This window comes from Actinocrispum wychmicini (assembly GCF_004345645.1).
Lineage (GTDB): Bacteria > Actinomycetota > Actinomycetes > Mycobacteriales > Pseudonocardiaceae > Kibdelosporangium > Kibdelosporangium wychmicini.
In genome coordinates, this window is record NZ_SLWS01000001.1 from 79,752 (window position 1) to 94,130 (window position 14,379).

16 protein-coding genes are annotated in these 14,379 nt (G+C 70.7%); 9 read left to right on the forward strand and 7 right to left on the reverse strand.

What is annotated here, in order from left to right:
* Positions 1–25: 25 nt before the first annotated feature.
* From EV192_RS00350 to EV192_RS00365, 4 genes are all read left to right on the forward strand, one after another.
* Positions 26–280: a hypothetical protein gene (locus EV192_RS00350; RefSeq protein ID WP_132109984.1), complete on the forward strand. Its 255-nt coding sequence runs from the start codon at positions 26–28 to the stop codon at positions 278–280.
* A gap of 124 nt (positions 281–404) precedes the next feature.
* Positions 405–1,079, forward strand: coding sequence for a Crp/Fnr family transcriptional regulator (locus EV192_RS00355; protein ID WP_132109986.1), 675 nt, complete (start codon positions 405–407; stop codon positions 1,077–1,079).
* 619 nt (positions 1,080–1,698) lie between these two features.
* Positions 1,699–2,940 carry an MFS transporter gene (locus tag EV192_RS00360; protein WP_132109988.1) on the forward strand — a complete coding sequence of 414 codons (1,242 nt, stop codon included), beginning with the start codon at positions 1,699–1,701 and terminating at the stop codon, positions 2,938–2,940.
* 10 nt (positions 2,941–2,950) lie between these two features.
* Positions 2,951–3,877, forward strand: coding sequence for a nucleoside hydrolase (locus tag EV192_RS00365; RefSeq protein ID WP_132109990.1), 927 nt, complete (start codon positions 2,951–2,953; stop codon positions 3,875–3,877).
* Here EV192_RS00365 and EV192_RS00370 read toward each other — a convergent pair.
* On the reverse strand, positions 3,874–5,220 hold the full coding sequence (locus EV192_RS00370) for a CehA/McbA family metallohydrolase (protein ID WP_243726545.1): 1,347 nt from the start codon (positions 5,218–5,220) through the stop codon (positions 3,874–3,876). The genes EV192_RS00365 and EV192_RS00370 overlap by 4 nt on opposite strands.
* Before the next feature lie 310 nt (positions 5,221–5,530).
* Here EV192_RS00370 and dnaN point away from each other — a divergent pair, with 310 nt between their 5' ends.
* Positions 5,531–6,631, forward strand: a complete 1,101-nt coding sequence (gene dnaN / locus EV192_RS00375; RefSeq protein WP_132109994.1) for a DNA polymerase III subunit beta — start codon at positions 5,531–5,533, stop codon at positions 6,629–6,631.
* A gap of 10 nt (positions 6,632–6,641) precedes the next feature.
* Here the strand turns inward: dnaN and EV192_RS00380 are convergent, their stop codons facing one another.
* A complete protein-coding gene (locus EV192_RS00380; protein ID WP_132112747.1) occupies positions 6,642–7,397 on the reverse strand; it encodes an MBL fold metallo-hydrolase in 756 nt (251 codons plus the stop codon).
* A 2-nt stretch (positions 7,398–7,399) separates the two neighbouring features.
* Complete coding sequence (locus tag EV192_RS00385) at positions 7,400–8,251, reverse strand: NUDIX hydrolase (protein WP_165960256.1); 852 nt, start codon at positions 8,249–8,251, stop codon at positions 7,400–7,402.
* A 90-nt stretch (positions 8,252–8,341) separates the two neighbouring features.
* Here EV192_RS00385 and EV192_RS00390 point away from each other — a divergent pair, with 90 nt between their 5' ends.
* Entirely contained in the window at positions 8,342–9,226 is an 885-nt protein-coding gene (locus EV192_RS00390) for a Gfo/Idh/MocA family protein (RefSeq protein ID WP_424923326.1), read from the forward strand.
* 66 nt (positions 9,227–9,292) lie between these two features.
* On the opposite strand, the gene EV192_RS00395 is transcribed toward EV192_RS00390, so the two are convergent.
* The 4 genes from EV192_RS00395 to sp36 are packed head-to-tail and all read right to left on the reverse strand — an operon-like array spanning position 9,293 to position 11,796.
* On the reverse strand, positions 9,293–10,513 hold the full coding sequence (locus tag EV192_RS00395; RefSeq protein ID WP_132109998.1) for a hypothetical protein: 1,221 nt from the start codon (positions 10,511–10,513) through the stop codon (positions 9,293–9,295).
* Between the two features lie 25 nt (positions 10,514–10,538).
* Positions 10,539–11,162, reverse strand: a complete 624-nt coding sequence (locus EV192_RS00400) for a hypothetical protein (protein ID WP_132109999.1) — start codon at positions 11,160–11,162, stop codon at positions 10,539–10,541.
* Between the two features lie 17 nt (positions 11,163–11,179).
* A complete protein-coding gene (locus tag EV192_RS00405; protein WP_132110001.1) occupies positions 11,180–11,635 on the reverse strand; it encodes a RidA family protein in 456 nt (151 codons plus the stop codon).
* A complete protein-coding gene (sp36, locus tag EV192_RS00410) occupies positions 11,632–11,796 on the reverse strand; it encodes a Sp36 family protein (RefSeq protein WP_132110003.1) in 165 nt (54 codons plus the stop codon). Before sp36 ends, EV192_RS00405 begins: the two co-directional genes overlap by 4 nt.
* A gap of 155 nt (positions 11,797–11,951) precedes the next feature.
* Here sp36 and EV192_RS00415 point away from each other — a divergent pair, with 155 nt between their 5' ends.
* Genes EV192_RS00415 through bagB form a run of 3 tightly spaced genes read left to right on the forward strand, consistent with a single transcriptional unit; the run spans position 11,952 to position 14,377 of the window.
* Positions 11,952–12,203: a hypothetical protein gene (locus EV192_RS00415; RefSeq protein WP_132110005.1), complete on the forward strand. Its 252-nt coding sequence runs from the start codon at positions 11,952–11,954 to the stop codon at positions 12,201–12,203.
* Positions 12,204–12,248: 45 nt separating this feature from the next.
* Positions 12,249–13,253 carry an ATPase BagA gene (gene bagA, locus EV192_RS00420; RefSeq protein WP_132110007.1) on the forward strand — a complete coding sequence of 335 codons (1,005 nt, stop codon included), beginning with the start codon at positions 12,249–12,251 and terminating at the stop codon, positions 13,251–13,253.
* Positions 13,250–14,377 carry an ATPase BagB gene (gene bagB / locus EV192_RS00425; protein WP_243726546.1) on the forward strand — a complete coding sequence of 376 codons (1,128 nt, stop codon included), beginning with the start codon at positions 13,250–13,252 and terminating at the stop codon, positions 14,375–14,377. Before bagA ends, bagB begins: the two co-directional genes overlap by 4 nt.
* The last annotated feature ends 2 nt before the right edge of the window (positions 14,378–14,379 follow it).

Here is a 14,379-nt window from a genome sequence, read left to right on the forward strand (position 1 = left end):
CCCGAGGCAAGCGAGGATTCAAGTCATGACGACGGTCTGGTTCGTGTTCATCGTCCCGCTCGTGATCATGCTGTTCGCGCTGTTCATGGAGCGTGTCGAGACACGCCTGCGGCATGTCGCCGTCCGCGAGGACGAGGTGACTGAGTTCCTCGACGACGCGCGGCCAGACGAGGTGCGCGCCCTCTACGGCCACGGCATTGGCCGGGCGCTCGAGCTTTTCCGCCTCCGCCGGCGCGGCGGCCGGGCCGCGCGACTGCGTGCACAGCGTGTCCGCCGGTAGCGGTCCCCGTGACCTACCGGTAGCGTCCGGCGTGCCGACGAGCGCTTCCGGGTGAACGTCCTACACTGCAGGTAGTGAAGACGGTGACGACGCTGGTCGCCGTGTCTCGACAGGAGGGACGAGCGTGGACGAGACCCTGGCCAGGGCCGGCATCTTCCAGGGGGTCGAACCCGCGGCAGCCGAGGCGCTCAGTCAGACGCTCGAATCCGTGGAGTTCCCCCGCGGGCACGTCATCTTCGCCGAGGGCGAGCCGGGCGACCGGCTGTACATCATCCTGTCCGGCAAGGTGAAGCTCGGCCGGAAGTCACCGGACGGCCGGGAGAACCTGCTGGGCATCTTCGGCCCGTCGGACATGTTCGGTGAGCTGTCGATCTTCGACCCGGGGCCCCGGACCTCCACGGCGACGACCGTGACCGAGGTACGCGCGGTCACCATGGGCCGCCCCGAGCTGCGGCAGTGGATCGCGACCCGTCCGGAGATCGCCGAACAGCTCCTGCGGGTGGTGGCCCGCAGGCTGCGCCGGACGAACGGGATGTTGGCCGACCTGATCTTCACCGACGTGCCCGGCCGGGTGGCCAAGGCGCTGCTCCAGCTGGCCCAGCGGTTCGGCAGCCAGGAAGCCGGCCTGCTGCGGGTGACCCACGACCTGACCCAGGAGGAGATCGCCCAGTACGTCGGCGCCTCCCGGGAGACGGTGAACAAGGCGCTCGCGGACTTCGCCCACCGGGGCTGGCTGCGGCTGGAAGGCAAGAGCGTGCTCATCCTCGACCCGGAGCGACTGGCCCGCCGAGCCCGCTGACCTCGACATTCTGTTCCGGCCAGCCTGACCCGACAGACAGAGCGTCTGCTTGACCAACGGGTCAGAGCTACCGCGTGTCCGCTCCACCACCAGGTCAGAGCTACACGTGTCCGCCGTTCCCGCCGGGTGAGTCGCCGGTTCGGCTCGCTACCAGCGCCGTTGGGTTTGCTTTTCGCCGCGAACCAGCAACTCACCCGCAGGAACAGCAGACACGCGCGGTTCGGCTCGCTCACCTGCTCGCTGGTTCGCTCACGCGAAAAGCCGGGCGCCGCCCCCGACGCGGCGCACCGGCTTCCCGTGTTCGCGCGAGCCATCCCCCGACAGCTCGCGCTCCCCGCCCTCCTGGCGTTCCGGCCCCGACCCATTCCGCCGGAGGGAGTTTTGTTCAGTTCGGGTTCCCCGTGGGGAGCCGCGTCAACCACCATCGCACGGACCCACCCCCGGAACTCAAGCCTTTTCACCCTCAAGGACTCGGATGAGTGGGTTTCGTTGTGCGACTTTCCCCCGAGTTCACTTTCTGTTACCAAACCGTGATCAACTACTGCGCCGATCGGGCGAGGTGATCAGGCCCACCGGAAAATAATGGTACGGCGGTACCATATTTGCCATACTGGTACGTGTGTCCCACTCTGTCTCGTTCGCCGACTACCGGGCCGCGCTGACCACTCCCGGCGCGCGATGGCCCGTGCTCACGGCCGTCCTCGCTCGCCTGCCGATCGCGATGGTCGGCCTGTCCCTGCTGTTCTACGTGCAGCGGGTGACCAGCTCGTTCGCCACCGCCGGCCTGGTCTCGGCGGGTGCGCTGGTGGGTGTGGCCGTGGGGTCGGTGCTGCAGGGACGGATCATGGACCGGCTCGGACCCAGCCGGCCGCTGCTGGTCAGCTCGGCGGCGTTCGCGGCGCTCGTGACCGTGGCGATCTTCGGCGTCGAGCAGCGCGCGAACACGGCTGTGCTCGTGGTGCTCGCGGTCGGTGTGGGGGTCACGCAGCCCACAGTCGGCTCGGCGAGCAGGGCGATGTGGTCGCGCCTGCTGCCGGCGGGCCGGGCCAGGCAGGCGGCCTACAACTACGACGCCATCAGCATCGAGGTGTTCTTCATCCTCGGCCCTGGCATCTCCGGGTTGCTGTCCGGTGCGGCCTGGGCGGGCACGGGCATGGTCGTCGCCTCGGTCATCCAGACCGTCGGCGCGATCGGGTTCGCGTTGACCAGGACCGTCCGTGGGCTTCGGCCGCTGCGCGGTGAGCTGCCGGGCTACCTGGGCGCGCTGGCCAGTCCCGGGATGCGCACGGTCGTGGTCGCCGCGATGGGTTTCGGCGCCGTGATCGGGTTCGTCGAGGTGGCGGTGCCGGCCGCGGCGACCGCCGCCGGGCACCAGTCGCTGGGCGGGGTGATGATCAGCGCGTGGTCGGTCAGCTCGGTGATCTTCGGCGTGGTCTACGGCATGCGGCCGTGGCCTCGCGCGATGCACCTGCGGCTGCCGTTCCTGCTGGCCGCGTTCGGCGTGCTGGTGGCCTTCTCGTCGATCCCGACCGGACTCGTCGGCCTCACGCTGACGCTGCTGATCGCGGGCACCATGATCACGGCGCAGTCGACTGCGCACTCGACCGCGCTGGAGCAGGTGGCGCCACCCGGGACGGTCACCGAGGCGTTCGGCTGGGTGATCACGGCCGTCACCCTGGGCCTGGCCCTCGGCCAGTCGGTCAGCGGGTACTTCGTGGACCACGTCAGCGTGTCCGCGTCGTTCCTGGCCGCGTCGGTCGTCGGGCTGATATTCGCGGGCCTGGTGTTCCTGCTGCGTGGCACCATCTCGCGGGGTGTCCCGACCGCGACACCCCAGAAAGACCACGCCCTAGCGAGCTGATCGGAGAACGATGCGGCGCCTGATCATCGACACGGACCCCGGCGTGGACGACGCCTTCGCGATCGCGCTGGCCTGCGCGAGCCCTGACGTGGACCTGATGGCCGTGACAACGGTCGCCGGCAACATCGGGATCGAGCACACGACCCGCAACGCCCTCAACCTCCTCGCGTTGTGCGGCCGCGAGGACGTCCCCGTCGCGGCGGGCGCACACAGGCCCTTCTCGCGACCGGTACGTGGCGACACCGCGCACGGCGTGGACGGTCTCGGCGGGCACGCGCACGCACTGCCCACGTCCAAAGCAACCGGGGACCCGAGGGACGCCATCACGTTGCTGAAGGACACCCTCGAAGCGTCCGAAGGGCCCGTCACGGTCATCGCGATCGGCCCGATGACGAACGTGGCGCTGCTGCTGGCGGCGCACCCCGGCGTGAAACCGAAGATCGACCGGTTGGTGATCATGGGCGGTGGGATCGCCGGCGGCAACATCACGCCGTCCGCGGAGTTCAACGTGTGGGTCGACCCGGAGGCCGCCCGCCGGGTACTGGTCGAGGAGGACGTGCCGGTCACCCTCGTCCCGCTGGACGTGACGATGCGCTGCGCGGTCGGCGACGAGTGGCTCGGGCAACTGGCTGACCATCCGGTTGGCCGCGAACTGGTGGCGATGACCCCGCACTACCGCGCGTTCTACAAGGAGACGTTCGGACGCGACGACTTCGTCATGCACGACGCCATCGCCGTGGCCGAGGCGATCAACCCGGGACTCCTGCGGACCACACCACTGCGCCTCGAAGTCGACTGCACCGACGGGCCAGGCAGCGGCGCCACCATCGCCGACCGTCGCACGCCACCGCAGCCGGACGAGCGTTTCGTGGACGTCGCGCTGGACGCGGACATCGACGCGTTGCGCGCCTACATCCTCGGCGAACTCGCGCGTTAGCCGAGGAAGATCGGGTTCGTCAGGGCGACCATGGTGTCGACTGTGGTCTGTGTGGGTTCGTTGCGGCGTACTTCGACGCGCACCCAACGGCTGTAACGGCTGCGCGTGGTCCATGACGCCGTACCGCCGTCCTTGTGGACGTACCCGCCCCACTGCGGCCCGGTCTGGTCGAGCATTCGGATGTGTGTGTCCGGCGCACCCTCCACCCGGACCTCGAACGTGACCGGGTCGTCGGTCTCCAGCCGCTGGCCGATGCCGACGGTCCGGATCCCGGTGGTGGCGGTGAAGTCGAGCCGGACCTCGGCGGACTCGGCGATCCAGTTGCGGCCCTGGGCGAATCCGGCCATCAGCTGGTCGCCGCTCAGGCCGCGGGACCAGACAACGTTGTGCGGCAGGCCGACCCGGTCCGCGCGCGAGTGCGAATCGCTGTTGCCGACGGCCGGCACCCACCGGCCGGCGCGCAGCAGGCTGTCCCACGCGATCACCGTGGCTTCGTCGTCCAACGTCCACGGGCCGTTCCACACCTCCACCAGGTCGACACGTTCCATGCCGAACTCCCACGAGCACCCCACGCACGGGCTGAACGGGTGCGCGGCGACCACCAGGCCGCCGGCGCCGCGCACCTCGTCCACGAACCGGCGCAGGTCATCCGGGTTGTCCGCGCGGTGGCGCCAGTCGATCCACTTGCCCGCCGGCAGATGCCACGCCGGCCAGTGCCCGGTCCGCGTGGTGACCTCCTCGCCGTTGAGGATCAGCAGGTCGTCGGTTGCGTGATGCCCCCACCGAAGATGCGCGCTCGACGTGTTGTGTTCCGTGGAAACGACGAAATCCAGGCCCGCCTGCCGAGCGTCCGCGACGAGCTCCGGGAGTGTGCGTTGCCCGTCGGAGTGGATCGTGTGCAGGTGCCCGTCGCCGCGATACCAGGCATGTCCGCGACCCGGGATGCGCGCGGGCGCCGGACGGGGCCGGAACGACTCACCATCCGGTCCACTGTGGATGGTGATGTCCAGCTCGTAGGAGATCCCCTGCGGGGACACCGTGTACGGGCCGAGAACCACCTGCCACCGGCCCGGCCACACCGGACCCGGCAGGTAGCCGGGCGTGGCCTCGCTGGCGTTGATGGCGAACCGGTCCCGCGCCCCGCCCGACCAGCCGCGGAACTCGTCGTCCGGCCCGAAGATCCCGATGTCCAGACTGTTGCCCCGGACGCCGGGCGGAACGGCCGGCCGGTCATAGGTGTAGGCCACCTCGATCTCCCGCGCACCGGGCGGGACGTCGATCGGCACATACACCCAGTCATCGGCGCCCGGCTCAATCCACCCGGTGATCCTCTCACTGGTCACCACCCCAACCTAGCCAAGACCACGCCGGCGGTGTCGCCCCGCTTGGCCGCGCCAACACCAGCCCCAGCTTGGCGGCACCAACACCAGCCCTTGGCTTGGCCGCGCCGGTCATTCCCGCCGCACAACCCGCCCGACATCGCCCGGCCAGAGCCGAGATCGCCCGAAACTGTCGGTCCCCTCCGATAACGTGGAAATCGGGGGTCCCCCTGGGAGGGGACGTCCGTCGCGGCGTGACCCCGAGGCGGCCAGGCCCGTCCGAGCGGAGCGAGGACCATCAATACTGTCGGTGCCCCTCGTTACTGTGCCGGGTATGGATCTGACCGCAACCACCGCCGAACTGGCGAGCGCCGCAGCCGAGGCTGTCCGGCTGCTTCCCGGGCGCGTTCTCGACCCAGTGCTCGCCGGCCTGTTGCTCACCGCCGAGGGTGACGAGGTCATGCTCGCCGGGAGCGACCGCGAGCGCGCTGTCCGGCTGTCGTGTTCCGCCGCCGTGCACACGTCTGGCCGCGTGCTCGTTCCGGCGAAGCCGCTTGCCGAGACGTTGCGCGCGCTGGATGTGCCGATGGTGCGGCTTGTCGTGGAGGGGGCGAGACTCGCGGTTCGGACGCCGAATGCCCGGTTCGCGTTACCGCTGCTCGACGCGGATCTGCATCCGGGTGCGCCGACCGCGCCCCCGCTCGCGGGCACGGTCGACGGCAAATTGTTGGTGTCCGCGTTGGCGACCGTGGCCGCGACGGCGTCCCGCGACGACGCTTTGCCGTTGTTCACGGGTGTTCGCGTGCGCGCGGACGGGGATCGATTGCTGTTGGCGGCGTCGGACCGGTATCGGATGGCGTTGGCGTCCTTGCCGTGGACGCCGACTGGCGGGTCGCTGGACGCGTTGGTGCCGGCCGCTTTGCTGGCCGAGATCGCCAAGCAGGCTCGGTCCACAGTGGGCTTGCACGTCGATCAGAACCGGGTCGGTGTCGCCTGGGGCAGTTCGGTGGTGACCACGGCGTTGCTGGACGGATCTTTCTTGAGCGAGAACAAGATTGTGACGTCCACAACGGACACTTGGCTGTCGGTGGACGCGGATGCCTTCGCTGCCGCGGTTCGTCGTGTCGCCCTCTACGCGGACCACCGCGGTGTCCTGAAACTCGAGGTGGGCGACAACGAGTTCCGTTTGCGCGGAGCCGATCAGCAGGCCGGTGAGGCCGAGGAGACCGTCAAGGCGGACGTCGACGGCGGACGTACGTCACCGTCGTTCCAATCCCGGTTCCTGCTCGACGCGTTGCGCCCGTTCGCCGGTGGCCAGGTACGCGTGGCGATCCAACCCGGGATGCGGGCGACGATCTTCAGCTCGCCGGACCCGGACAACCCAGTCGACCTGCGCTACATGGTCGCCCCGATGCGCCCACCTGCGACACCGTAGGAGAGCGGGTCTAGGACGAACGGAGGTACTCCAACTGAGCCCGCACTGACCATTCCGCCGGCCCCCACAACGAGGGATCGACGTCCGCGTACACAACTTCAACGACCTGCCGTGCCGACGCGTCCGGACCGAGCTGGCGCAGTGCCGCCCGAACTTGCTCCAGCCTGGCTTCCCGATGCGCCAGGTACTCGCTCGCGACCGTGGCCAAGTCGGGCAGTTCCGCCCCGTGTCCCGGCAACACCACGGCCGAGATCGCCTGAAGCCGTCGCAGCGACCCCAGGTAGTCGCCGAGCGACGAGATGATGGTGGTGCCGCGGCCGAGGATGGTGTCCCCGGTCAGCACGGCGTCGTCGAGCTGAAGGCTGACGGAGTCCTCGGTGTGCCCGGGCGTGTGCAGTACGCGCACGTCGAGACCGGCGACGGAGATGACTTCGTCGTCCGTGAGCGGCTCGGCGTCCTGGCACAGCTCGGGATCGAACGCCCGTACCGGCGCGCCGGTCTTCGCGGCGAGCCACGGCGCGCCTTCGACGTGGTCAGGATGGTGGTGTGTCACCAGAATCAGCGACACGGGCCCGCAGTCGGCGACCCGGGTCAGGTGTGCCGCGTCCTCGTATCCGGGGTCGACGACGACACAGCCTGCCTCGCCGGGGGCGCGCAGGATCCAGGTGTTGGTGCCGTCCAGGGTCATCGAGCCGGGGTTGTCCTCCAGCATCACGGACGCGGTCGGCGTGACGGGACGCAGGACGCCGTAGGCGGGATGGGCGATGCTCACCGTGGCTCCAGGGTGTCGCCGGCACGCGGGTCGAGATGGGCGGCCGCGCGGGGGTAGTCCGGGTCGCCGGGCAGCACCGGCCGGAGGGTGCTCCCGTCCCGGATCACCTTGGGCATCACGCGCTCGATCACCCGCTCGGCGGCCATCGCGTCGGCGACCGTCGCCAGCTCGCCCAGGTCCGAAAGGGTCATCCAGGTCGGCGGCAGCAGGCCGCGTTCGCCGGCCTGCCACATGGCGATCGCGTCCGCGGGCCGGCGCCACTCGACGTGGTCGGCCTCCGAGGTGGCGCCGTCCGCCCGCTGCCCGTCCGGGAGGGCCGCGACGAAGAACTTCGTGTCGTAGCGCCTGGGCTCCTCCTCCGGGGTCACCCAGTTCGCCCATGGCCGTATCAGGTCCGCTCGCAGCACCAACCCGGCGTCGGCGAGGAACTGCGCCAGCGAGAACGCCCGGTCCACCAACGCCTGCCGTGCCGTGGCGTACGGCCGGGTGTCCGAGACGACGGAGTCCGCGTCCGGGCCGGCGAGCAGCACCCCGGACTCCTCAAACGTCTCCCGGACCGCCGCGCACACCAATGCGCGTGCCAAGGGCTCCGTGCACGAGAACCGCGACGCCCACCAGGCGGCGTCAGGTCCGGTCCAGGCGACGTCGGCGTCGGCGTCCCGCCGGTCCACGCCACCACCTGGGAAAACGGTCATCCCGCCGGCGAACGCCATCCCCACCACCCGCCGGATCAGGAACGCCTCCAGACCCGCGGCGGTGTCCCGCACGAGCACCACGGTGGCCGCGTCCTTCGGCGGCACCGGCGGGTCCGGGAACTCGGCCGGGACCATGTTGGCCGGCAGAACCATCTCCTTCGGCAGTTCTCGCACGGATCGAGCGTACGACCGTGCCGTGACCCAGGCCCCGTGACCCGGCTCACCCCGTCGATACTGGGGCCCGTGGAGAACCAGCTGCGAGTAGGACTGATCGGAGCCGGCGGGTGGGCCGGCCGGGTGCACGCGCCGAGGCTCGCCGACCACCCCGGGGTGCGGCTCGTGTCGGTGTGGGCGCGCCGGCCGGACGCCGCCGAGGAAATCGCCGGCCGGCACTGTGCCCGGGTCGCGGCCGATCCCGCCGAGTTGATCGCCGAGGTGGACGCGGTCGCGTTCGCGGTGCCGCCCGCGGTCCAGGCCGAGTTGGCGTTGCAGGCGGTCAGGGCGGGCCGGCACGTGATCCTCGAGAAGCCCATGACGTCCACTGTGGACGAAGCAGAGCGGTTGGCCGACGCGGTGGCCGAGGCGGGGGTCGCCTCGATCCTCGTGCTGGTCCGCCGGTTCGCGCACGAGACCGCCGAGTGGCTCAGGGCCCTGCACGACCTGGGCGGCCTGGCAGGCGGCAACGCCCAGTGGCTGTCCGGCGCGTTGATGTCAGAGGAGTACGGCAACTCGGCCTGGCGTCAGGAACACGGTGCCCTGCTGGACATCGGCCCGCACGTGATCGACTTGATGGACGCCGCGCTCGGCCCGATCACCGAGGTCGTCGGCGCCACCCGCGGCGGCCACGACCTGTGGCACATCCTGTTCACCCACGAGGGCGGCGCGACCAGCACGATCTCCATGTCGCTCGGGCTGCCGATGCGGCCGACCGTGGTCGAGTTCTCGGTCTACGGCGACCACGGCTACCGCTCGCTGCCGGGCCGCGACACCCCGGCCGACCAGTGCTACACCGCGCTGCTCGACGACTTCGTCGCGATGGTCCACAGTGGAACCACCAGCCATCCGGTCGACGCCCGGCGCGGCCTGCACCTGCAACGCGTCATCGACGCCGTCCGCGAAAAGCTCTGAGCCCGCGGTCTTCAAGACCCACCAACCCTGTGGGTGGGGGTCTTGAAGACAGGCCAACCCTGGGGATCAGGCGCCCGGTGGGAACCGTGGCGGTTCGGCCGAACCGCCGGCGGTCGGCGGGACGCCGTTGATGATCCGCGGTGTGGCCGGGCTGGACCACTTCGCGTCCGCGTCGGAGTGCCGGCCCGACCGGTCGGTCTGCCAGCCCATCTTCTTGCCGGTGGACGCTGCCTCGGCCTGTTCCCGCTTGGCCAGCTCCTCCTGCAGCTGGCGGAGCAGGTCGCGTTCCTGGTCGTTGAGGTCGGCGTCGTCGAACGTGTCCTTGACCGGGGTGGCCGGCGTGGTCACCGGCTCGGGGTCCGGCACCGGTTCGACGTGCCGCAGGCTGGGCTGGTCGAAGTTCGGCCGGTCGGACCGGGGGGTCGGCGACGGCACGGACGGAGGCGGCGGCAGTGGCTCGACGGTCACCTCATCCACGACCGGGTCGGGCGCCTTCGCCGGTTCTTTTGGGGGCGTCACCGAGTCCATCTCCGGGATCCAGCTCGACGTGACGGGCTGCTCCGGCTCCGGCTCGGGGTCCTTCTTCCACGACTCACGTTCCTGGCCCCACGTCCGGGGCGTGTCCGGTTCGGCCGAGCTCTCGGCGCCGTCGAACGACACCCGACGGGCCTGCTGCATGCCCTGCTTGTGGTACTCGGTCAGCGGCGACGAGTCCCGAAGCACCTCGACCGCGGCCCGGATACCGGCGCGCCGCAGCGCGTGCTCGATCCGGTACGCCGTCGACGGCGGGAACCCGCGCGGCCCGATCTCGACGAGCACGACCCGGTGCGGCACAGGCCCAGCCACGGCGCCGGACGGGGTGGTCCGCCAGACGCACCACAGCGCCCGGACGTCCGGCAGCACCTCCAGCACCCGGTGCACGGCCTCACGCACGCCCTGCTCCGCACCGCCGACCTCGGAGTCGACCAGCCCCGGGTGGAACCGGTGCACCGGCGGGCGGACCCGGCCGTCGTCCACCTTGAGCTGCTGGATCAGCACGGTGTCGCAGTGTGCCTCGGTGAACAGCGCTTCCATGTCCCGGCGCTCAACGGGCGACAGCGGGATCTTCCCGGCGACGAGGCACCCGGCGATCAGCTCCAGCGACCGGTCCAGCTCGGCGGACGCCAGCAGCTCTCTCGCGTCGGTCAGCGCGTCGTCGTCCAGCCTGCCGGCGAGACCGAGCAGCAGGTCATGGACACGGATCGGGAGCGCGACGCGGTCGGCGACCTGGGTCACGGTTGTCTCCATTCCGGCTCGTCGAGCGGGAGGCCGGCTAGCTGGGGACCAGATGGCCCCCTTCAGCGGCTCCCATGGCCAGCGGCACCGATGCCGCCAGTGCCGCCTGGTGGTACCGAGGCAGCAGGATGCCCCTCGGGATCACCTCGACGCTCGGCTCGTGTGTGCCAAGCGCCCGCAGCACCCGCTGCAGCTCACCCACGAGCCGCGCGCACTGCGAGGTCGCGGTCACCAGGACGACCCGGGTAGCTGCACCACCACCCGTTCGTGGCAATCGCCAACTGCCCCGGACCTCACCGATGTCGGTTCGGTCGCGGACAATCGCCCCGAGGACTACGCCCGTGGAGTCGCCCATGCTCACCCATTCGGGCGACTCCGACGTGAATGTGTAGTCGACCTCGGCGATTTCGTCTACCCAAGGAAGCGCATTCAACCGCTCAGGATCCGCGCCCGCCGGCCGCAAAGCGTTCGTGAGCAGGCGAGACTCCTCCGCGGTGAGTCCGACACGTTCTCGCAAAAGGGTGAGCGGCAACGACCGCGCGAGGGCGGTCACCGCCCCCGCGGCGAGCCAGTCACGGAACCGCCAGAGCTGACGGTCGGGCAGCCGGCCCGCGAGCCGCAGCAACAGCTCGTGGCAGTCCGACTCGGCGTAGCTGTCCATCTTGCCTCCCAGTGGGCTCAACCCACCTCGAAGATCACGTCGACCTCGACCGGCGCGCCGAGGGGCAGCTCGGCCACCCCCACCGCGGCCCGAGCGTGCTTGCCCGCGTCCCCGAACACCTCGCCGAACAGCTCGGACGCACCGTTGACCACGGCCGGGACGGCCGTGAAGCCCTCGGCGGCGGCCACGAAGCCGCCGACCTTGACCACGCGGGTCACCGCGTCGACGCCGACCAGGTCGTGCACGGCCGCCAACGCGTTCAACGCGCAGGTGCGCGCGTGCGCCTTGGCCTCTTCCGGGCTGACCTCGGCGCCGACCTTGCCCGTGGCGGGCAGCGTGCCACCCACGAACGGCAACTGCCCGGACACGTAGACCTGCGAGCCGGACTGCACAGCGGGCACGTACGCGGCCAGCGGAGCGGCGACCGCCGGAAGTTCGATTCCCAGCTCGGCGAGCCTGTCCGACCAGCTCATCCGAGCACGTCCTTCGGCCGCTTCAGGAACGCCACGAGCTGCTCGCCGGTCGGGCCGGGCTGCACCGTGACCAGCTCCCAGCCGTCCTCGCCCCACTGGTCGAGGATCTGCTTGGTCGCGTGGGTGAGCAGGGGAACGGTCGCGTACTCCCATTTCGCCATGCGCGGCAGCGTATCCCGTGACCCGCCGTGAGCTTGGCCGCGCCGGTCGTTTGCGCCACGAACACGCCCGACATCGTCCCAGCCACGGCCTTGGCCAGCCACGAGCGGAGCGAGGATAAATCGGACACAGGTCGGAGGCCCGGTAGCTTCGGGGCATGGAGGCATGGCGAGTGATCGCGGGCGTGCTGATCGCGGCCGGCGGCATCCTGCTGGTACTGCAGACGATGGCGTTCACACGGGAGCGGAAGGGCAGCACCGGCGGCACGGTGGCGTTGGCCGGGCTGATCGCGTTCGTCGTGCTCCTGCTGTTGTGCGTGCTGTCGCTGACCGTGTTCCCCGGGATCGTCGTATGGGGACTCGTGCTGATCTTGGCCCTGACAAGCATAGTGCTGTTGCACACAAGCTGACCGGCCGCAAAGGCATTCCGGTAACCGCGCATTTACGCTGAAGTGGTGACCACCCCTGTCGTTGGTTGGACCGATCACGTGGCCCGCGCCCGGCTGCACATCGTGACCGGCAAGGGCGGAACCGGGAAGACCACGATCGCAGCCGCGCTGGCCATCGCGCTGGCCACGGGCGGCCGTCGGGTGCTGCTGGTCGAGGTCGAGGGCCGGCAGGGGATCGCCCAGGTCTTCGACACCCAGCCGCTGCCGTACGCGGAGCAGCGGATCGCGGCGGCCCCCGGTGGCGGCGAGGTCAAGGCGCTGCACGTGGACGCCGAGGCGGCGCTCCTGGACTACCTGTCGATGTTCTACAACCTGGGCCTGGCCGGTCGGACGCTGCGCCGGATGGGCGCCATCGACTTCGCCACCACGCTCGCCCCCGGGCTGCGGGACGTGCTGCTCACCGGCAAGATCAAGGAGACGGTCAGCCGGACCGACGACAACGGCCGGCACGTGTACGACGCTGTGGTCGTGGACAGCCCGCCGACCGGCCGGATCGTGAAGTTCCTCGACGTCACCAGGGCCATGGCCGACCTGGCGAAGGTCGGGCCGATCAAGGGCCAGAGCGACGGCGTGGTCCGCCTGCTGCACTCCGGCGACACCGCGGTGCACCTGGTGACCCTGCTGGAGGAGATGCCGGTGCGCGAGACCCTCGATGCCGTGGCCGACCTGGACGGCGCCGACCTGCGGCCCGGGGCGGTGTTCGTCAACCGGGTCCGGCCGCCCCGGCTGCCCGCCCGGTCGGTGACGTCGGCGGCCGGTGGCCGGGTGGACGCCGCCCGGATCCGCGCCGGGCTCGAGGCCGCCGGCCTGGACCTGGGCGCGGACGTGGTGGAGGGCCTGGTGGAGGAGACCGTCGAGCACGCGATCCGGGTGCGGGCCGAGAGCCGGGCCCGGGAACAGCTGGCCGAGGGTGACCTGCCCACGGTCGAGCTGCCCGAGGTGACCGACGGCATCGATCTGGGCACCCTGTACGAGTTGGCGGAGTCCATGGTGGAACAGGGGGTCAGGTGAGTACTCCCGCGCTGAAGACCGACGAGCTGATCGACGACCCGGCCACGAAGGTGATCGTGTGCTGCGGCTCCGGCGGCGTCGGCAAGACGACCACGGCCGCGGCCCTCGCGGTACGCGCGGCCGAACGCGGCCGGAAGACGGTCGTGTTGACCATCGACCCCGCGCGCCGGCTGGCCCAGGCGCTGGGCCTGCCCGAGCTGGACAACCAGCCGCGCCGGGTGGAGGTCGACGGCTTCGAACCCGCCGGTGACCTGGCCGCGATGATGCTGGACATGCGTCGCACGTTCGACGACATGGTGCACTCGCACGCCGGCCCGGAGCGGGCCAAGGAGGTGCTGGCCAACCCGTTCTACCGGACGATCTCCAGCTCGTTCTCCGGCACCCAGGAGTACATGGCGATGGAGAAGCTCGGCCAGTTGGCCGGCGAGGGGCTGTGGGACCTGATCGTGGTGGACACGCCGCCGAGCCGGTCGGCGCTGGACTTCCTGGACGCGCCACAGCGGCTGTCCCAGGCGTTGGACGGTCGGATGATCCGGCTACTGGCCGGGCCGGCCAAGGCCGGCGGCTGGGGCCTGCGCAAGCTGGTCGGCGCCGGGTTCTCGCTGTTCGCCAAGGCCGTGTCCACGATCGTCGGCGGCCAGCTGCTGGCCGACGCGTCCGCGTTCGTCCAGGCGTTCGACAGCATGTTCGGCGGGTTCCGGGAACGCGCCGACCGGACGTACCAGCTGCTGCGCTCCGGCGGCACGGCGTTCCTCGTGGTCGCCGCGCCCGAACCGGACGCCCTGCGCGAGGCCAGCTACTTCGTGGAACGGCTGTCCGGTGAGTCCATGCCGCTGGCGGGGCTCGTCGTCAACCGGACCCACCCCGTGCTGGCCGGCCTGGCCGGGTCGAAGGCGCTGGCCGCCGCCGAGGCACTGGAGCGCCGCGGCGACGCGCCGCTGGCCGCCGCGGTGCTCCGCCTGCACGCGGACCGGGTGTCGGTCGCCGACCGGGAACGCCGACTAGTGGCGAGATTCACCCGGGCGCACGAAGGTGTCGCTGTCGCCCGCGTGCCCGCGATGCCCTCTGACGTGCACGACCTGTCCGGCCTGCGGCAGATCGGCGAGCAGTTGGGCAACGGCTGAGC